This is a genomic window from Enterobacter sp. SECR19-1250, assembly GCF_013391025.1.
Taxonomy (GTDB): Bacteria; Pseudomonadota; Gammaproteobacteria; order Enterobacterales; family Enterobacteriaceae; genus Enterobacter; species Enterobacter cloacae.
In genome coordinates, this window is record NZ_JACASJ010000059.1 from 1 (window position 1) to 19110 (window position 19110).

Genomic DNA, 19110 nt, shown 5'->3' on the forward strand with positions numbered 1-19110 from the left:
ACCCGGCGGCGTGTGTGCCGTTGTTCCGTGTCAGTGGAGGCGCATTATAGGGAGTAATTCTGAAGCTGCAAGGATAAAGTGAAAATTATTTACTGACTGCTCACTTTCCAGGCAAATTACATCCCAGACCTCAATTCTGGCCTGGTTTTTAAACAAAAACGAGCCGCAAGCGGCTCGTTTTTGCGTTTTGTGACTTACTGCACTGCCACAATTCGGTCGTCGTTGGCTTCCAGACGGATAACTTTGCCCGGAACCAGTTCGCCTGACAGTATTTGCTGCGCCAGCGGGTTTTCGATCTGCTGCTGGATAGCACGTTTCAACGGACGCGCCCCGTAAACCGGATCGTAACCATTTTCGCTCAGCAGTTTCAGGGCATCGTCAGAGATGTGAATTTCATATCCACGCTCTTCCAGACGTTTGTACAGACGCTGCAGCTGGATCTGTGCAATCGACGCAATGTGTTTCTCACCCAGAGGATGGAATACCACCACTTCATCGATACGGTTGATGAACTCCGGACGGAAGTTATGGCTAACCACACCCAGAACCAGATCCTTCATATGGCTGTAATCCAGTTCACCGAAACGTTCCTGAATCAAATCGGAACCCAGGTTCGATGTCATGATCACCACCGTATTACGGAAATCCACCGTTCTCCCCTGCCCGTCGGTCAGACGACCATCATCCAGGACCTGCAGCAGAATGTTGAACACATCCGGGTGCGCTTTTTCCACTTCGTCCAGCAGGATGACGGAATAAGGGCGACGGCGTACCGCTTCTGTCAGGTAACCACCTTCTTCATAACCGACATATCCCGGAGGCGCACCCACCAGACGTGAAACGGAGTGTTTCTCCATAAACTCGGACATGTCGATACGCACCATCGCATCGTCGCTGTCGAACATAAAGTTAGCCAGCGCCTTACACAGCTCGGTTTTCCCCACCCCGGTAGGGCCCAGGAACAGGAACGAACCAATCGGACGATTAGGATCAGACAATCCGGCGCGGCTACGACGGATGGCGTTGGAAACCGCTTCAACCGCCTCGTCCTGGCCAATCACGCGCTGATGCAAATCCTGCTCCATGCGCAGCAGTTTATCGCGTTCGCTTTCCATCATGCGTGCTACCGGAATACCGGTCCAGCGCGCCAGCACCTCTGCAATTTCCGCATCCGTTACTTTGTTACGTAACAGACGCATCGTTTTGCCTTCAGACTGCGTCGCAATCTCAAGCTGTTTCTCCAGCTCAGGGATTTTGCCGTACTGCAGCTCTGACATTCGCGCCAGGTCACCCACTCGACGCGCCTGCTCAATGGCAATTTTTGCCTGTTCAAGTTCAGCCTTAATGGTCTGAGTGCCAGAGAGTGACGCTTTCTCTGCCTTCCACTCTTCTTCTAACTCAGAATACTGGCGCTCTTTATCGTCCAGTTCCTCATTGAGCATATCGAGGCGTTTTTTACTGGCTTCATCAGACTCTTTCTTGAGTGCCTGCTGTTCCAGTTTGAGCTGAATAATACGACGGTCGAGTCTGTCCAACTCTTCCGGTTTCGAGTCTATCTGCATACGAATGCTGGATGCGGCCTCATCGATAAGGTCGATCGCTTTATCCGGTAACTGACGGTCGGCGATATAACGATGCGAAAGCGTCGCTGCCGCAACAATCGCCGGGTCAGTGATCTGCACATGGTGGTGCAGCTCATAACGTTCTTTCAGACCACGCAGGATCGCGATGGTATCTTCCACGCTTGGTTCCGCGACAAACACCTTCTGGAAACGACGTTCAAGTGCAGCATCTTTTTCAATGTACTGACGGTACTCGTCCAGCGTCGTGGCACCCACACAGTGAAGTTCACCGCGTGCCAGTGCAGGTTTCAGCATGTTCCCGGCATCCATCGCGCCGTCTGCTTTACCGGCACCGACCATGGTGTGCAACTCATCGATAAACAGAATGACATTGCCTTCCTGTTTTGCCAGATCGTTAAGCACCCCTTTCAGACGCTCTTCGAATTCACCGCGATACTTCGCCCCGGCCACCAGCGCCCCCATATCCAGCGCCAGTACACGGCGGCCTTTCAGCCCTTCCGGTACTTCACCGTTTACAATACGCTGCGCCAGACCTTCAACGATGGCGGTTTTACCGACACCCGGTTCACCAATCAGCACCGGGTTGTTTTTGGTACGGCGCTGCAGAACCTGAATAGTACGGCGAATTTCTTCATCACGGCCGATCACCGGGTCAAGTTTACCCTGCTCAGCACGCTCGGTCAGATCGACCGTAAATTTTTTCAAAGCCTGACGTTGGTCTTCGGCTCCCTGATCGTTCACGCTTTCCCCCCCACGCATTTTCTCAATCGCCTGAGTCACATTGGCCGTGGTTGCGCCGGCAGTTTTCAGCAGGTCGGTCAGGGTACCGCGTGATTCAAGCGCCGCCAGAACAAACAGTTCCGACGAAATAAAGTTGTCCCCACGTTTTTGCGCCAGCTTGTCGCAAAGGTTCAGCACCCGCACCAGATCCTGGGACGGCTGAACGTCACCGCCGGTACCTTCTACCTGCGGTAAACGGCTCAGCGCCTGATCGATGGCAGTGCGTAACTGGCCAGCATTAATGCCAGCAGACGTTAATAATGGACGTACCGATCCCCCTTCCTGATTCAGCAAGGCGCTCATTAAATGAAGAGGTTCGATGAATTGGTTGTCGTGCCCCAGTGCAAGGGACTGGGCATCGGCGAGAGCAAGCTGGAATTTATTAGTAAGACGATCCAGACGCATAACTCCTCCCATAACAGGTCAAATTTGCTACTGGAGATTAAATGAGGTCATCCCTCAATTATTCAAGGTTAATGACCTGAATTATGTGAAAAGAAAACGGCACGTGCCGGATCGTCTTGATTCTTTAGGTTATATCAGCCAAATAAAACTTGCCATACGCCCCGTCGTCTTGTCGCGGCGATAAGAGAAGAAATCACCCTTTTCGGTGAACGTACAGCGGTCACCGCCGAAGATCTGCGTCACCTTGACATTATTCAGACGCTGACGTGCAAGCTGATAAATATCGGCCAGATATTTTTCCCCCACGGGTTCGAAAGCGTTAACGGCTTGCGGATCTTTTGCCATAAACGCTTCACGAACCTCTGGGCCCACCTCGAATGCCTGAGGACCAATTGCCGGGCCAAGCCAGGCAATGATATTTGCAGGATCGTCTTTGAAGCAGGCGACGGTCTCTTCCAGCACGCCTTCACACAGACCACGCCAGCCCGCATGAGCAGCCGCAACCTCGGTACCCGCACGGTTACAAAACAGCACCGGCAGGCAATCGGCTGTCATCACCGCGCATACTGTTCCCGGCGTATCGCTGTAGGAGGCATCGGCACGTTTAGACGCGTAGGGTTCTCCCGTCAACTTCAGCACGGCTTTACCGTGAACCTGCTCAAGCCACACCGGTTTAGACGGTAAATTGCCCGCAGCAAACAGCCGCGAGCGGTTTTCTTCAACGTGTTCCAGGTTGTCGCCGCAGTGTGCGCCAAGGTTCAAAGACGCCCACGCCCCCTGACTTACCCCGCCAACGCGGGTTGAACTGCAGGCAGCCACACCTTCAGGCAGTGGCCACTCCGGAACAATCAGTTTGGTCATAACCAGTCCACTTGATCTTTGTGTTCTTCAAAATCCGAGCGCATGGCGTCAATAAGCTCCACCATATCCTGCGGGATCGGCGCATGCCATTCCATTTGAATCCCTGAAATAGGGTGATAAAGGCGCAGCATGGTGGCGTGCAGCGCCTGACGATCAAACTTGCGCAGTACGCTAATGAACTCGTCCGATGCCCCTTTTGGCGGACGCGGACGACCACCGTAAACCTGATCCCCCACCAGCGGATGGGTTATGTGCGCCATATGAACGCGGATCTGATGGGTACGACCGGTCTCCAGACGCAGACGCAGACGCGTATGAATGCGGAAATGTTCCATAATGCGATAGTGCGTCACCGCCGGTTTACCCATCGGATGCACCGACATATGAGTACGTTTGGTAGGGTGACGGCTGATCGGCTCATCAACCGTACCGCCAGCGGTCATATGGCCAATAGCCACGGCTTCATATTCGCGGGTGATCTCACGCAGCTGCAGTGATTCCACCAGGCGAGTCTGGGCAGGTACGGTCTTTGCCACCACCATCAGACCGGTGGTGTCTTTATCCAGACGATGCACGATACCGGCACGCGGCACATCAGCAATCGGCGGATAATAATGGAGAAGTGCGTTAAGTACCGTACCGTCAGGATTCCCCGCTCCCGGATGAACAACCAGGTCGCGCGGCTTGTTAATCACCAGAATGTCATCATCTTCATAGACGATATCCAGTGGGATATCCTGTGGCTCGAAGCGGATTTCCTCTTCGATTTCAGCATTGATGGCGACAGCTTCCCCACCTAACACTTTCTCTTTCGGTTTGTCCCAGACTTTACCGTTTACCAGCACGCGCTGGTCAAGAATCCATTCTTTTATGCGTGAACGCGAATAATCAGGGAACAATTCGGCCAAAGCTTGATCTAAGCGTTGACCGAGCTGATTTTCGGAGACTGTTGCGGTGAGTTCTACTCGTTGTGCCATAAACTGCTTCTTCGTTTAACGTTGGGTTTTACGGCTTTGCCGTTTAATATAGTGTGCTATTGTAGCTGGTCTTAATCGGGAGCAGGAACAGAGTTTCTCCCGGACAAACATTTGAGGAAAGTCAAAACGTCATGACGCGCATGAAATATCTGGTGGCAGCGGCCACGTTGAGCCTGGCTTTGGTGGGCTGCTCCGGTTCAAATGAACAGGTCCCTGACAATCCGCCGAATGAAATCTATGCGACTGCACAACAAAAGTTGCAGGACGGTAACTGGAAACAGGCGATAACGCAACTGGAAGCGTTGGATAATCGCTATCCATTTGGTCCGTATTCGCAGCAGGTACAGTTAGATCTCATCTACGCATACTATAAAAATGCCGATCTGCCGCTGGCTCAGGCAACCATCGATCGTTTCATGCGTCTGAACCCGACTCATCCTAACATCGACTATGTAATGTACATGCGCGGTCTGACCAACATGGCGCTGGACGACAGTGCCCTGCAGGGCTTCTTCGGTGTGGATCGCTCCGACCGTGACCCGCAGCATGCGCGTGATGCGTTCAACGACTTTTCCAAACTGGTGCGCGGCTATCCGAACAGCCAGTACGTGACCGACGCCACCAAACGTCTGGTGTTCCTGAAAGACCGTCTGGCGAAATACGAATACTCGGTTGCTGAATACTACACCCGCCGTGGCGCATGGGTTGCCGTGGTTAACCGTGTAGAAGGAATGCTGCGTGATTATCCGGATACGCAGGCGACCCGCGACGGCCTGAAGCTGATGGAGAATGCTTACCGCCAGATGCAGATGACCGCACAGGCAGACAAGGTGGCAAAAATCATCGCCGCGAACAGCAGCAACACCTGATAGCGACGTCAAAGCAAAACGGCAGCCCGCGGGCTGCCGTTTTTTTATTCAATTCAGACAAAGCTGAAGCGGTTTAGCTTCAACACATCCTATCAACTATGACCGCAATTTTTGCCTTCGACAAGGTAAATCTCACCTCTTCCTGCCCTGCCTCACAAAAAAGATTCCCTGACAAAAACCGACAAAATAACGTGATCTAAATCACACATTTTGACATTAGGACAGGTATGCTGGAATCACCAAGACGGAAAGACAAGAGGTAAAATTTATGACAATGAACATTACCAGCAAACAAATGGAAATTACCCCGGCAATTCGCCAGCACGTCGCAGACCGTCTCGCCAAACTGGATAAATGGCAAACACACTTGATTAATCCACATATCATCCTGTCTAAGGAGCCGCAGGGTTTCATCGCTGACGCAACTATCAATACTCCAAACGGCCATCTGGTCGCCAGCGCAAAACACGAGGATATGTACACCGCTATTAACGATTTGATCAACAAGCTGGAACGGCAGCTCAATAAAGTGCAGCACAAAGGTGAAGCCCGTCGCGCCACGACCTCGGTGAAAGACGCCAGCTTCGCGGAAGAAGTTGAAGAAGAGTAATCCTTTAAATTGAGTTTACCGCCAACGCGCCTTCGGGCGCGTTTTTTATTGACAGGGTGAAAACAGTACGGGTACTTTAACGTTATCAACCACAGGATGATTTCATGAAACTGACGCCGTTTTTCTTCGCATTCTTTTTTACCTTCCCCTGAACGGGAGGCGTTTCGTCGTGTGATAAAGAATGCGAAGACGAACAACAAGGCCTCCCACACCGGGAGGCCTTTTTTATTGATAACGATAAAACGAGACAGACAACACTATGACACCGGAAAACCCGTTACTGGATCTGCGAGTAAAAATCAGCGCGCTGGATGAAAAATTACTGGCACTTCTGGCTGAACGCCGCGCGCTCGCCATCGAAGTGGGTAAAGCCAAACTGGACTCCCACCGTCCGGTACGTGATATCGACCGCGAACGCGACCTGCTGGAACGTCTGATTCAACTCGGCAAAGCCCATCACCTTGACGCACATTACATCACCCGTTTGTTCCAGCTCATCATCGAAGACTCTGTTCTGACCCAGCAAGCGCTGTTGCAGCAGCATCTGAATAAAACCAACCCGCACTCTGCCCGCATCGCGTTTCTTGGCCCTAAGGGCTCCTACTCCCATCTGGCTGCCCGCCAGTACGCTGCACGTCATTTTGAAGAGTTCATTGAGAGCGGCTGCGCAAAGTTCGCCGATATTTTCAATCAGGTGGAAACCGGCCAGGCGGATTACGCCGTCGTGCCGATTGAGAACACCAGTTCCGGTGCCATCAACGACGTGTACGATCTGCTGCAACACACCAGCCTGTCGCTGGTTGGGGAGCTGACAATCCCTATCGATCACTGCGTGCTGGTCTCTGGCTCAACCGATTTGAGCACCATCGAGACGGTCTATAGCCATCCGCAGCCGTTCCAGCAGTGCAGTCAGTTCCTCAACCGTTATCCGAACTGGAAAATTGAGTACACCGAAAGCACCTCCGCGGCGATGGAAAAAGTCGCCCAGGCAAACTCCCCCACCGTCGCGGCGCTGGGCAGCGAGGCGGGCGGTGCGCTGTATGGTCTCCAGGTTCTGGAACGTAACCTGGCAAACCAGACGCAAAACATTACCCGCTTCATCGTGCTGGCACGCAAAGCCATTAATGTCTCTGATCAGGTGCCCGCCAAAACTACCCTGTTGATGGCAACCGGGCAGCAGGCAGGCGCACTGGTTGAAGCGCTGCTGGTACTGCGTAACCACAATCTGATCATGACCCGGCTCGAATCGCGCCCGATTCACGGCAATCCGTGGGAAGAGATGTTCTATCTCGACATTCAGGCCAACCTGGAATCGCCGTCCATGCAGAAAGCCCTGCGCGAACTGAGCGAAATCACCCGTTCAATGAAGGTGCTGGGCTGTTATCCGAGCGAAAACGTGGTACCGGTTGACCCAAGCTAACGTTCGATAAACCGGCTTTTCTTCATCCCTGCCACACTGACCGGCAGGGTGAAGATAGCGCCGGAGAGGGGATATTGCGCCACCTCCTGCGCATCCATATTTTCCCGCGTGGTCGTGATAAACAGCGTTTTCATATCGTCACCGCCAAAGCAGACCATCGTTGGGCAACGGACCGGCATACGGTACTCTTCCAGTTGCTCTCCCTGAGGTGAAAAGCGCGCGATGCGCCAGCCATCAAACAGCGCACTCCAGTAACAGCCTTCCACGTCCATCGCGGCACCGTCAGGTATCCCTTCGCCGTCGTTGAACCGGCGGAATACCTCCCGTTTACCGGGTTCCCCCTGCTCATCCAGCGAGGTACGGTAGATAACGCCGTTTGGCGTATCAGAAGTAAACATCCACCGCTGGTCGGGGCTGAATGCCAGACCATTGTGGCCATGAATGTCGCACTGGATAACTTTTGGCGTCAGATTGTTATCAATGCGCATCAGCAGCGCCCCGTTGTAATCACCCGGTGCCCAGAAGGTCCCGGCGTAGAACTGGCCCCGGTGATCGGTTCCCCCATCATTGAAACGCGCAAGCTGCGGATTCGACGGGTTATCACAGACTTTGCGCTGCAGCAGGCCGTGTTTATCGGAAAGCCAGATGCCGCTTCGCATCGCGACGATAAAGCCGCCGCGTTCGCGCAGGGCGAAACACCCCACCTCTTCGTGGAAAGAGAGCACGGTGTGTTCCGCCGTGGGTAAATGATAACGGTGGATCTCACCTTCAAGAATATCCGCCCAGTAGAGCGCATTTTCCTCTGCACTCCACGTCGGGCATTCGGGCAGATGCCCGGTGTAGTTCAACAGCAGCTGCGGTTCGGCCATGACAGTTCCCCAAAATGAAAAAAGCCAGCAATGCTGGCTTTCAGTATATACATCATCGCATTACTGGCGACTGTCATTTGCCTGACGCAACAGCGTGCGGCTCTCGCTCTGGAAACGTTGCGCGTAATCGCCAAACCAGTGTTCGACCTTACGGAAGCTGTCGATAAACGCCTGCTTGTCGCCGTGCTCCAGCAGCGTAATGGCTTCGCCAAAACGCTGGTAGTAACGCTTAATCAGTGCCAGGTTGTTCTCAGACGACATAATAATGTCGGCGTAAAGCTGGGGATTCTGAGCAAACAGACGCCCCACCATCGCCAGCTCCAGACGATAGATAGGCGAAGAGAGTGCCAATAACTGCTCAAGCTGCACATTCTCTTCCGTCAGATGCAGCCCATAGGCAAAGGTCGCAAAGTGGCGCAGCGCCTGGATGAACGCCATGTTCTGATCGTGTTCAACCGCGCTAATGCGGTGCAGCCGCGCGCCCCAAACCTGAATCTGTTCCAGGAACCACTGGTAGGCTTCCGGCTGACGACCATCGCAGTAGACGACCACCTGTTTCGCCAGGCTGCCACTGTCCGGGCCAAACATAGGATGCAGCCCCAGGACCGGCCCCGTGTGCGCGGCCAGCATAGCCTGCAGCGGACCATTTTTCACGGACGCTAAATCCACCAGGATGCAATCTGCAGGTAGCGGAGGAAGCTTCGCAATGATCTGCTCCGTCACGTGAATCGGCACGCTGACGATGACCATTCCGGCATCTTTCATCAGCTCCGGTGCTTTTGCCCAGTCCTCTTTTTCCAGGATACGCACCTGATAGCCAGACAGAGTCAGCATTTTTTCAAACAGCCGCCCCATCTGACCCGCCCCGCCCACAATAACGACCGGGCGCAAGGACGGGCAAAGGGTTTTGAAGCCTTTATCGTTTTCGCTGGAGTAGGACTCCCGCATCACACGACGCAAAACATCTTCAATCAAATCCGGCGAGACGCCCAGCGCCTGGGCCTCTTTACGACGTGAAGCCAGCATGGAGGCCTCGCGCTCCGGAACGTAAATCGGCAGGCCATATTTGCTTTTGACCTCACCCACCTCGGCAACCAGCGCCATACGGCGCGCTAACAGATCCAGCAGCGCCTTATCCACTTCATCAATTTGATCGCGTAATGCGGTCAATTCAGCAACCATACCTAACCTCTTAAGCCAGACGCGTCGCCAGCTGGCCGTTTATATCTTTGTGGATCTCACGCAGCAGCGTATCGGTGGTTTCCCAGCTGATGCAGGCATCCGTCACGGACACACCGTACTTCATTGCGCTGCGCGGTTGTTCAGATGATTGATTGCCTTCATGAATATTGCTCTCAATCATCAGACCGATAATAGAACGGTTGCCGTCTTTGATTTGTGCGACCACCGATTCCGCCACCGCAGGCTGACGACGGTAATCTTTGTTCGAATTACCATGACTGCAATCTACCATCAGTGCCGGGCGCAGTCCCGCCTGCTCCATCTCTTTTTCACACTGTGCCACATCTGCCGGGCTGTAGTTTGGCGCTTTACCGCCACGCAGGATCACATGACCGTCCGGATTACCCTGCGTCTGCAGGAGACAAACCTGGCCCGCCTGGTTAATACCTACAAAGCGATGCGGCATGGCTGCGGCGCGCATGGCGTTGATCGCCGTGGCAAGGCTACCGTCGGTCCCGTTTTTAAAACCTACCGGCATCGACAGACCAGACGCCATTTCACGGTGGGTTTGTGATTCCGTAGTACGCGCACCAATCGCAGACCAGCTAAACAGATCGCCCAGGTACTGCGGGCTGTTCGGATCCAGCGCTTCGGTTGCCAGTGGCAGCCCCATGCTGACCAGCTCAACCAGCAGGCGACGCGCAATCTTCAGACCGGCTTCCACATCAAACGAGCCATCCATGTGCGGATCGTTAATCAACCCTTTCCAGCCAACGGTGGTACGTGGCTTCTCAAAATAGACGCGCATCACCAGGTAGAGGCTATCGCTGACCTCCTCCGCTAATGCTTTAAATCGACGAGCGTACTCAATGGCGGTTTCAGGATCGTGAATGGAACAAGGACCACATACCACCAGCAGACGCGGATCGCGGCCAGCGATAATGTCAGAAATGGTCTGGCGCGAGTGCTCAATTTGAGCCTCCTGCACGGCGCTCAGCGGGAACTCCGCTTTCAGTTGATCCGGTGTAATCAAAACCTGTTCGTCAGTGATATGTACGTTGTTCAGCGCGTCTTTTTGCATGATGGCGATCCTGTAAAGCTCGTTTGCGATAGGTGTTTTCCTCGAAGAGGTGAAACAACGATACCACAATAAGTAAAGATTTCAATCCAAAATACGTACACTTTACTTTACAAAAGCCATTTCACTGCAAAAAACAGCCAACAAAACCGTAAACATAAAATTACACCACCACTTTCTTTTGCCAGGCTATGCTGAAGAAAAAAGGAGAATGGCTATGCGTTCAATCGCTCTGATGCTGTTGTCGCTGTTTTTATCGGGCTGTCAGATCAATCCTTATACCTTCCAGCCCGACTGGACTAGTCCCAGCTGGTTTGATGCGGGTAAAGAAGACGCCATGAATGGTCTGCCGGTTAAAGATAATCAGACGCTGGCCGATAGTTTTAACGACCCGCAGGTTGATCGTAGTGAATATCTTCGTGGCTACGCCGACGGACAGAAAAAAGTGTGTGAGGAAGGTTTTATTTACGCCTGGGGAGTAGCAGGTAAATCTTTCCCGGCCAGTTGTGATACTGTTGAAAACGCAGCAAAACTGCATGACTCATGGCAACAAGGAATGGATGAAAGTATGCGTTCCAGCAGACTTAATTAAGCCGTTTTTTATACGCCGGAATATATACAACTGTAGGATTTAGCTTAGGTCGTACTCAGTACATTTCTGACATAATGACGGCTTTGATAAACAATGGTATTCTGCCGACAACTCGTAAGGACATCTATTTTCCAGAGCGGTATGGCGGATTCTGGTGAGAAATTCATTCTTGATCTCTTTGTTCCGACTCACTCTGGTGCTAATGCTGTTCTTTATGGTGGGCCCAGCACCGGCAGCCACGTTCACAGAAACCGATAAATCGGTACGTTCGATTGTATCGGGTATTGTGAGCTATACCCGATGGCCGTCACTTTCCGGGCAACCTAAACTCTGCGTTTATGCCTCGTCTCACTACACGCAAGCACTGAGCAGCGAAGAGGGGCAAAGCGAGTTACCTTATACTCCCGTCATTGTACGTAACGATCAGGAAGCCCTGTCCGCGACGTGTGATGCTATTTATTTCGGGGCTGAATCGCCTGCAAAACAACTTGAATTAATAAGTCAATATCAGGGCAGAGCATTGCTATTAATCTCAGAGCAGAATCCGGAATGTGTTATTGGCAGTGCATTCTGCCTGATAATCGATCATAACCAGGTCAGATTTTCCGTTAATCTGGATGCATTGACGCGCAGTGGCGTACGCGTCAATCCGGATGTATTAATGCTGGCACGGAATAAGCAGCATGGATAAAGAAATCACTTCAACGCCACGTCCAACGTTTAAAAGCACGTTGAGACGAATCAGCATGATAAGCGTCATCATCACCATGACGTTAATTTGGCTCCTGCTCTGTTTTGCTTCTGTGGTGACATTAAAGCAATACGCCCAAAAAAATCTCGAATTAACCGGCGCAACAATGAGCCACAGCCTTGAAGCCTCACTGGTCTTTAATGATGCGCTGGCGGCTAACGAAACGCTCGCCACCCTGGGTAAACAGGGCCAGTTTGCCGTGGCTGAGGTTATTAACGCGCATAAAAAGCGGTTTGCTTACTGGTCCTGGAACCCGGAAGAGAATAACGACACGCTGGGTGCATTGGTTAGCCGCTGGCTGTTTCCCGACCCGGTCGCACAGCCCATCATGCATAACGGTAATGCGATCGGCGAAATTCGCCTGACCGCACGCGATAATCTCATCAGCCATTTCATCTGGTTGTCGTTTGCCGTTCTTACCGGCTGTATTCTTTTTGCCACCGCCGTCGCGCTTACGATTACACAATCTCTGCATCATGGCATGGTCACGGCGCTGCAAAACATCACCGACGTCGTGCTTGACGTACGCACCAACCGCAACTTTTCCCGGCGGGTGAAGGATGGCCGCATCGAAGAATTCCACCAGTTTGGCGAAGACTTCAACAGTCTGCTGGATGAAATGGAAGAGTGGCAGCTTAAGCTGCAGGCGAAAAACGCTCAGCTACTGCGTACCGCCATGCACGATCCTCTCACCGGCCTCGCCAATCGGGCGGCGTTTCGTAGCAGCATCGCGGCATTAATGCACGACGCCTCCGCAAAAACCAACACTGCCCTGCTCTTCCTCGACGGTGATAATTTCAAGTTTATTAACGATACCTGGGGACATGCTGCGGGCGATTGCGTCCTGATTGAAGTCGCCCGCCGGATGGTTGAGTTTGGCGATAAGCGTCATCAGTCATACCGCCTTGGCGGTGACGAGTTTGCGATGGTGCTGTACGGCGTGCAGTCTGCCGCGGAGGTTCAACAGATTTGTGCTGCGTTGTCGCAGCAGTTTATGCGCCCGTTCGATCTGCATAACGGGCAGACAGCAACGATGTCACTTAGCATTGGCTTTGCTCTGGCGTGGGAAAGTGCCTCTGTGGAAGCATTACTGGAGCAAGCCGACCGCAACATGTACCAGGATAAAAACCAGCGTACAAAAGCAATAACTTAGAAAGGATACGATATGTTAAAGCGATACTTCGCGCCGTTATTTCTCGCTTCAATGGTACTGGCGGGTTGTCAGTCACCGCCTGAAGGTAAATTCACCCCTGAGCAAATTGCGGCGATGAAGTCATACGGCTTTAACGAATTGAATGGCGACTGGTCTTTGGGCCTGTCAGATACGATCCTGTTTGATAAAAATGACGCCAGACTGCGCCCGGAAAGTGAAGCGCAGATCCGCTCCATGGCCTCTCGCCTGGCGGCTACCGGCCTGAAACACGCGCGTATGGATGGCCACACCGATAATTACGGAGAAGAGAGCTACAACGAAGCGCTGTCGTTAAAACGTGCCAATGCAGTGGCTGACGTCTGGGCCAAAGGCGCCAATATCCCGCGCAGCAACCTCACCACGCAGGGATTAGGTAAAAAATATCCGGTTTCCAGCAACAGTACGGCGCAAGGGCGTGCTGAAAACCGTCGGGTCGCGGTGGTCATCAGCACGCCATAGCCTTATTTAACGGATGATTGTGCGAGCGACACGCCAGTTGCCGCTCGCCAGCGTAGCCAGTCAATCAGCATAAACAGCGCCAGGCTCACGCCCATCACCGGCAATGCCAGCCCCAGCAATACGCTGACCACCACCGTGACGGCTTTTCCCCATCCCGGGAGCGCCAGCCAGCACTGACAAAGCGTCTGAAGCGGATCGGCCGTCGATTGCGCCGGACGACGCATCCACCACATCCGGTATCCCCAGACAATCAGCACACACAGCGCCAGGCCAAATGCGACGAGCAGTAACTGGTTAACCAGCCCGAATAAGATCCCCATATGGAAATCCACCCCCCAGCGGGTCAGCTTTGCCATTAACGGGAAATCCTCAAAGCGGGTTCTGTCCAGAATTTGCATGGAATTTGGATCCACCGCAACGGCATCCACCTGGGTCGGCCAGCGGCGGTCAATTTCCGTCACGGTCCACGCCTGGTCAGTGCTTTTCGCCGGGCGGATTTCGAGTTTATTCGCATCAATCCCGGCCTGGCGGGCAGCGTGCAATACGCCATCGAACTGGGTCAGATCCATCGTCATGTCGGGCATCATCATGCCAGCATGATGCCCATGGTGTTCAGCGTGCTCATCCATCGTGACGGGCGCACCCGAAAGCGTAGTGTTCACCTGCGGCGTGAGCCAGTTCATCTGCGCGCGCAATTTATCCACGTTGCCGCCCGCCCACTGGGACCATGTCAGGCCGGTCGCAGAAAACAGCAACATTCCCCCCAGCAGCACCCAGCCCAGCGTGACATGCAGGCGACGCCGGTTCTGAAAACGATTGTTGAGCCGACGTTTTGGCCGGGTATAAAACCACAGCGCAATCCCGCCCAGCGCAGCGACCCACATCCACGAGGCGGCCAGCTCGCTATAGAGCCGACCAACGTTACCCAGCATCAGGGACGTATGCAGATAATCAATGGTCTGGCGTAGCGGTAAAATCCCGCTGGTGCCATACACGGTCATATCGCCACGCACCGCAAGAGTGACGGGATCGATAAAAATAGCTCGGGTCTCCGATGGGCCAAGCGACGGGTCGGCAAACATCACCCGGGTGGTTTCACCCGCAGCCAGGCCAGGACGAACGGCGTATAAACGCAGATCGGTGCCGATGGTTTTTTCCGCCACGGCGATCTGTTCCGCCAGCGGTTGGAGTTCCCCCACGGAATCCGTATGGAGCGCGTGCCGGTACAGAATATTTTCCAGCTGCGGTGTCGCCACGTACAGCGTACCGGTCAGCGTGGCGAAGAAGATAAACGGGCCGACAAACAGCCCGACATAGAAATGGAGTCGACGCAGCAGGTTTCCCCATGCCGCGCGCGGAGTGCAGGTAGTCATACTTTTCCTATTTAAGGCAAAAAGTTATCGATATTTTTTAAAGGGAAAAAGCAGACTGCCGCGGCGGCGCGCGGGTATCAGGATAAAGCCAGGGGAAAAAGTGCCAGTGGCTGACCGCCTGACGCGGCATCCTGACACGCAGCCTTTGCAGCACGATACTGAGCAGCACAATCAGCGCGAGTATCATGCCCGGCACGTGGGCTAATAGCACGCAGTAGCCACAGGCTTCCGCATGGTCAACCGGCATGCTGTGCTGCATATCGCCGTGGTACTCATCCATCGACATCATGCTCATGTCATGATGCATCCCCGGCATGGCACTCATGGGATCTTTTTGCAGCGAGACGGAGATCAGCGGTGCGATCACGATCAGCAGGATCGCAAACAGCGCGGTCAATGCCGCTGCGCGTTTCCAGTTATGCTGATGCAGTACGTTAATCACTTACCCTCCACGGAAGAGGCCAGCATTGTAAATGATTTATGACGAAAGGGTTAACACGAGAGATGCGATGGGATAAAAAAAGGGCCAGCCTTTCGGCCAGCCCTTTCTAACAGGATGTCGCTTAAGCGAATCTTAGTTCAGACGCTCTTTAATACGAGCAGACTTACCAGTACGCTCACGCAGGTAGTACAGTTTAGCTTTACGTACAGCACCACGACGTTTAACAGCAATGCTGTCAACTACCGGAGAGTGAGTCTGGAAGACACGCTCAACGCCTTCGCCGTTGGAAATTTTACGAACAGTGAATGCAGAGTGCAGACCGCGGTTACGAATAGCGATAACCACGCCCTCGAATGCCTGCAGACGTTTTTTGGAACCTTCAACAACCCATACTTTCACTTCCACGGTGTCACCTGGACGGAAGGAAGGTACGTCCTGCTTCATCTGCTCTTGTTCAAGTTGCTTAATAATGTTGCTCATAATTTAATCTCTTATCCTGGGTAAACTGATATTCGGGAGCGTATTACGCATTCCCATCATGTTCATGCTGCTGTTGCGCGTGTTCAGTTTTGAACTCGGCCAGCAACTTTGCTTGCTCTTCAGTCAGAGCCAGGTTTTCCAGAAGTTCAGGTCTTCTAAGCCAGGTTCGGCCCAGCGACTGCTTCAAACGCCAGCGACGTATCTCAGCATGGTTTCCTGACAGTAACACTGCCGGGACTTCCATCCCTTCTAACACTTCAGGACGGGTATAGTGTGGACAGTCCAGCAACCCATCGGCAAAGGAATCTTCCGTTGCCGAAGCTTCATGGCCCAGTACTCCCGGAATGAACCGGGCGACGGAGTCAATCAGCGTCATTGCGGGTAACTCACCACCGCTGAGAACGTAATCGCCGATAGACCATTCTTCGTCAATCTCGGTTTGAATTACGCGCTCATCTATCCCTTCGTAGCGACCACAGACCAGAATCAGTTTTTGATTCGTCGCCAGTTCGCTGACGCCCGCTTGATCAAGCTTGCGTCCCTGAGGTGACAGATAAATCACCTTTGCGCCTTCACCTGCCGCGGCTTTTGCTGTGTGAATGGCGTCCCGTAAGGGTTGCACCATCATTAACATCCCCGGTCCGCCGCCGTAAGGACGATCGTCCACGGTACGGTGCCGATCATGCGTGAAGTCACGAGGACTCCAGCTCTGGATGCTCAGCAGGCCATTCTTTACTGCCCGGCCAGTTACCCCGTAATCGGTAATCGCGCGGAACATTTCAGGAAACAGGCTAATTATGCCAATCCACATAGCGCCGTCTTTTACCGTTTATCCGGAGAATTTAAAAACCAGGATCCCAATCTACTTCAATCGTTTGAGTAGCGAGATCGACTTTCTTGATAACCTGTCCATCGAGGAACGGAACCAACCGCTCCTTGATGCCAAATGCATCTTTCAGGTTTGCCTTAATGACGAGAACGTCATTAGACCCGGTTTCCATCATGTCGATGACTTTCCCCAGGCTGTAGCCTTCAGTAGTGACTACCTGGCAACCCATAAGGTCTTTCCAGTAATAGTCGCCTTCTTCGAGCTCCGGCAACTGCGACGAATCCACGACAATTTCACAATTAGTCAGTGCATTCGCGGCATCACGATCGTCAACGCCTTTCAGCTTGATGATGATGTCCTGATTGTGGTGACGCCAGCTTTCCAGCTCGACCTCTTCCCACTTACCGCCTTTCTGAATAAACCAGGGCTGGTAATTAAAAATGCTATCAGCGTCTTCAGTGGAGGAAAACACTCTGAGCCAACCACGGATACCGTAGCAAGAACCCATTTTGCCCAATACAATCGGTTCAACAGGTGCTTTATTGCTCATCATGACCACCGTGACAGATTAAGCTGCTTTGTTTGCTGCTTTGATCAGCGTAGCAACGCGATCGGAAACAGTCGCGCCCTGGCCAACCCAGTGAGCGATACGATCCAGATCCAGACGAGTTTCTTCTTCTGCGCCAGCGGCCAGTGGGTTGAAGAAACCAACGCGCTCGATGAAGCGACCGTTGCGTGCATTACGGCTGTCAGTCACAACAACCTGGTAGAACGGACGCTTTTTAGCGCCGTGACGTGCTAAACGAATAGTTACCATAACATCCTCTTGTGTGAATAAAACAACCGGGCCCCATCGAGGAACGGAGCCCGGGTGTCATATTAAAAGCCCGAAAATTTTACTCATTTTCGGGCAAAAAGCAATCTCAAAAGCGATTATCGCCCAGGAAAACCGGGTGGCATCATGCCTTTCATGCCACGCATCATTTTCGCCATGCCGCCTTTCTTCATTTTCTTCATCATGCGCTGCATGTCGTCGAACTGTTTCAGAAGGCGGTTAACGTCCTGCACCTGCATGCCGCAACCGGCTGCGATACGGCGCTTACGGGAACCTTTGATGATATCCGGGTTAGCGCGCTCTTTGAGGGTCATTGAGTTGATGATCGCCTCCATACGCACCAGCACCTTGTCATCCATCTGCGCTTTTACGTTGTCTGGGATCTGGCCCATGCCCGGCAGTTTGCCCATCAGGCTTGCCATGCCGCCCATGTTTTTCATCTGACGCAGCTGCTCAAGGAAGTCGGTCAGATCGAAACCGTCGCCTTTTTTCAGCTTGCTGGCCAGCTTCTCGGCCTGCGCACGGTCAACTTTGCTCTCGATATCTTCAATCAGCGACAGCACGTCGCCCATGCCGAGGATACGGGAGGCAATACGGTCCGGGTGGAACGGCTCCAGCGCTTCGGTTTTTTCGCCCACACCGAGGAATTTGATCGGCTTACCGGTGATATGACGAATAGAAAGCGCCGCACCGCCGCGGGCGTCACCGTCCACTTTGGTCAGCACCACGCCGGTTAACGGCAGCGCTTCGTTGAACGCTTTCGCGGTGTTTGCCGCATCCTGACCGGTCATGGCGTCAACCACAAACAGGGTCTCTACCGGGTTGATAGAAGCATGCACCTGTTTGATTTCGTCCATCATCGCTTCGTCGACGTGCAGACGACCGGCGGTATCCACCAGCAGCACGTCGTAGAACTTCAGCTTCGCCTCTTTCAGCGCTGCGTTCACGATGTCGACTGGCTTCTGGGCCACGTCAGACGGGAAGAAATCGACCCCGACCTGCTGCGCCAGGGTCTCCAGCTGTTTGATCGCCGCCGGGCGATAAACGTCCGCAGAAACCACCAGCACTTTTTTCTTGTGCTTCTCGCGCAGGAATTTACCCAGCTTACCGACGCTGGTGGTTTTACCCGCACCCTGCAGACCCGCCATCAACACGACGGCCGGAGGCTGAGCCGCCAGGTTCAGGACCTGGTTCTCTTCTCCCATCGCCGAAACCAGTTCGTTACGAACGATTTTGACGAACTCCTGACCCGGGGTCAGGCTCTTGTTAACTTCATGACCAACCGCCTTCTCTTTAACGCGGTTGATAAAATCACGAACAACCGGCAACGCGACGTCTGCTTCCAGCAGCGCCATGCGCACTTCGCGCAGCGTTTCCTTGATGTTGTCTTCGGTAAGGCGTCCGCGGCCGCTGATGTTGCGCAGCGTGCGCGACAAACGATCGGTTAAATTATCAAACATTGTCTCTCGCCTGAGTAGAAACGTTGGGCCGCCATGAGCGACACACACACAGAATTTTGCCGG

At 53.3% G+C, this 19110-nt stretch carries 21 protein-coding genes and 1 other annotated feature; of the genes, 8 read left to right on the top strand and 13 right to left on the bottom strand.

Annotation, left to right across the window (positions count from 1 at the left end):
• Positions 1–194 precede the first annotated feature (194 nt).
• The 3 genes from clpB to rluD form a co-directional block, all read right to left on the bottom strand.
• On the bottom strand, positions 195–2768 hold the full coding sequence (gene clpB, locus HX884_RS15595) for an ATP-dependent chaperone ClpB (protein ID WP_013098336.1): 2574 nt from the start codon (positions 2766–2768) through the stop codon (positions 195–197).
• 129 nt (positions 2769–2897) lie between these two features.
• On the bottom strand, positions 2898–3629 hold the full coding sequence (gene yfiH / locus HX884_RS15600) for a purine nucleoside phosphorylase YfiH (RefSeq protein WP_023621743.1): 732 nt from the start codon (positions 3627–3629) through the stop codon (positions 2898–2900).
• Complete coding sequence (rluD, locus tag HX884_RS15605) at positions 3626–4606, bottom strand: 23S rRNA pseudouridine(1911/1915/1917) synthase RluD (protein ID WP_178328453.1); 981 nt, start codon at positions 4604–4606, stop codon at positions 3626–3628. Before rluD ends, yfiH begins: the two co-directional genes overlap by 4 nt.
• A gap of 131 nt (positions 4607–4737) precedes the next feature.
• Here rluD and bamD point away from each other — a divergent pair, with 131 nt between their 5' ends.
• From bamD to pheA, 4 genes are all read left to right on the top strand, one after another.
• On the top strand, positions 4738–5475 hold the full coding sequence (gene bamD / locus HX884_RS15610; protein WP_013098339.1) for an outer membrane protein assembly factor BamD: 738 nt from the start codon (positions 4738–4740) through the stop codon (positions 5473–5475).
• Positions 5476–5743: 268 nt separating this feature from the next.
• Positions 5744–6085, top strand: coding sequence for a ribosome-associated translation inhibitor RaiA (raiA, locus tag HX884_RS15615; RefSeq protein WP_008502470.1), 342 nt, complete (start codon positions 5744–5746; stop codon positions 6083–6085).
• A gap of 103 nt (positions 6086–6188) precedes the next feature.
• Positions 6189–6314: a sequence feature (Phe leader region), on the top strand.
• The gene (gene pheL, locus HX884_RS15620; protein ID WP_100249759.1) at positions 6190–6237 is read left to right on the top strand and encodes a pheA operon leader peptide PheL; all 48 of its coding nucleotides are present in this window, start codon (positions 6190–6192) and stop codon (positions 6235–6237) included. (Overlaps the previous feature by 48 nt.)
• 30 nt (positions 6315–6344) lie before the next feature.
• Positions 6345–7505 carry a bifunctional chorismate mutase/prephenate dehydratase gene (gene pheA, locus HX884_RS15625; protein WP_013098340.1) on the top strand — a complete coding sequence of 387 codons (1161 nt, stop codon included), beginning with the start codon at positions 6345–6347 and terminating at the stop codon, positions 7503–7505.
• Here pheA and HX884_RS15630 read toward each other — a convergent pair.
• Genes HX884_RS15630 through aroF form a run of 3 tightly spaced genes read right to left on the bottom strand, consistent with a single transcriptional unit; the run spans position 7502 to position 10637 of the window.
• Complete coding sequence (locus HX884_RS15630; RefSeq protein WP_178328454.1) at positions 7502–8374, bottom strand: SMP-30/gluconolactonase/LRE family protein; 873 nt, start codon at positions 8372–8374, stop codon at positions 7502–7504. The two genes, pheA and HX884_RS15630, sit on opposite strands and share 4 nt — an antisense overlap.
• A gap of 60 nt (positions 8375–8434) precedes the next feature.
• Complete coding sequence (gene tyrA, locus HX884_RS15635; RefSeq protein WP_178328455.1) at positions 8435–9556, bottom strand: bifunctional chorismate mutase/prephenate dehydrogenase; 1122 nt, start codon at positions 9554–9556, stop codon at positions 8435–8437.
• 10 nt (positions 9557–9566) lie between these two features.
• Positions 9567–10637 (bottom strand): 3-deoxy-7-phosphoheptulonate synthase AroF, encoded by a 1071-nt coding sequence (aroF, locus tag HX884_RS15640; RefSeq protein ID WP_178328456.1) that lies wholly within the window; start codon positions 10635–10637, stop codon positions 9567–9569.
• Positions 10638–10851: 214 nt separating this feature from the next.
• On the opposite strand from aroF, the gene HX884_RS15645 reads away from it, so the two are divergent.
• The 4 genes from HX884_RS15645 (at position 10852) to HX884_RS15660 (ending at position 13628) form a co-directional block, all read left to right on the top strand.
• Positions 10852–11226, top strand: a complete 375-nt coding sequence (locus HX884_RS15645) for a DUF2799 domain-containing protein (RefSeq protein WP_058683948.1) — start codon at positions 10852–10854, stop codon at positions 11224–11226.
• Positions 11227–11380: 154 nt separating this feature from the next.
• On the top strand, positions 11381–11917 hold the full coding sequence (locus tag HX884_RS15650; RefSeq protein ID WP_028028085.1) for a YfiR family protein: 537 nt from the start codon (positions 11381–11383) through the stop codon (positions 11915–11917).
• A complete protein-coding gene (dgcN, locus tag HX884_RS15655; RefSeq protein WP_178328457.1) occupies positions 11910–13130 on the top strand; it encodes a diguanylate cyclase DgcN in 1221 nt (406 codons plus the stop codon). Before HX884_RS15650 ends, dgcN begins: the two co-directional genes overlap by 8 nt.
• A gap of 12 nt (positions 13131–13142) precedes the next feature.
• The gene (locus HX884_RS15660) at positions 13143–13628 is read left to right on the top strand and encodes an OmpA family protein (protein ID WP_045901429.1); all 486 of its coding nucleotides are present in this window, start codon (positions 13143–13145) and stop codon (positions 13626–13628) included.
• 2 nt (positions 13629–13630) lie between these two features.
• On the opposite strand, the gene HX884_RS15665 is transcribed toward HX884_RS15660, so the two are convergent.
• The 7 genes from HX884_RS15665 to ffh all read right to left on the bottom strand — a co-directional run bounded on the left by HX884_RS15665 (position 13631) and on the right by ffh (position 19047).
• Positions 13631–15001: a PepSY domain-containing protein gene (locus HX884_RS15665; RefSeq protein WP_178328458.1), complete on the bottom strand. Its 1371-nt coding sequence runs from the start codon at positions 14999–15001 to the stop codon at positions 13631–13633.
• Between the two features lie 37 nt (positions 15002–15038).
• A complete protein-coding gene (locus HX884_RS15670; RefSeq protein WP_095439798.1) occupies positions 15039–15443 on the bottom strand; it encodes a DUF2946 domain-containing protein in 405 nt (134 codons plus the stop codon).
• A gap of 132 nt (positions 15444–15575) precedes the next feature.
• Entirely contained in the window at positions 15576–15923 is a 348-nt protein-coding gene (rplS, locus tag HX884_RS15675; protein WP_002914145.1) for a 50S ribosomal protein L19, read from the bottom strand.
• A gap of 43 nt (positions 15924–15966) precedes the next feature.
• Positions 15967–16734 (bottom strand): tRNA (guanosine(37)-N1)-methyltransferase TrmD, encoded by a 768-nt coding sequence (gene trmD, locus HX884_RS15680; RefSeq protein ID WP_008502493.1) that lies wholly within the window; start codon positions 16732–16734, stop codon positions 15967–15969.
• A 31-nt stretch (positions 16735–16765) separates the two neighbouring features.
• The gene (gene rimM, locus HX884_RS15685) at positions 16766–17305 is read right to left on the bottom strand and encodes a ribosome maturation factor RimM (protein ID WP_013098350.1); all 540 of its coding nucleotides are present in this window, start codon (positions 17303–17305) and stop codon (positions 16766–16768) included.
• Between the two features lie 15 nt (positions 17306–17320).
• Entirely contained in the window at positions 17321–17569 is a 249-nt protein-coding gene (gene rpsP / locus HX884_RS15690; protein ID WP_003863133.1) for a 30S ribosomal protein S16, read from the bottom strand.
• Between the two features lie 116 nt (positions 17570–17685).
• Positions 17686–19047: a signal recognition particle protein gene (gene ffh, locus HX884_RS15695; RefSeq protein ID WP_013098351.1), complete on the bottom strand. Its 1362-nt coding sequence runs from the start codon at positions 19045–19047 to the stop codon at positions 17686–17688.
• Positions 19048–19110: the final 63 nt, after the last annotated feature.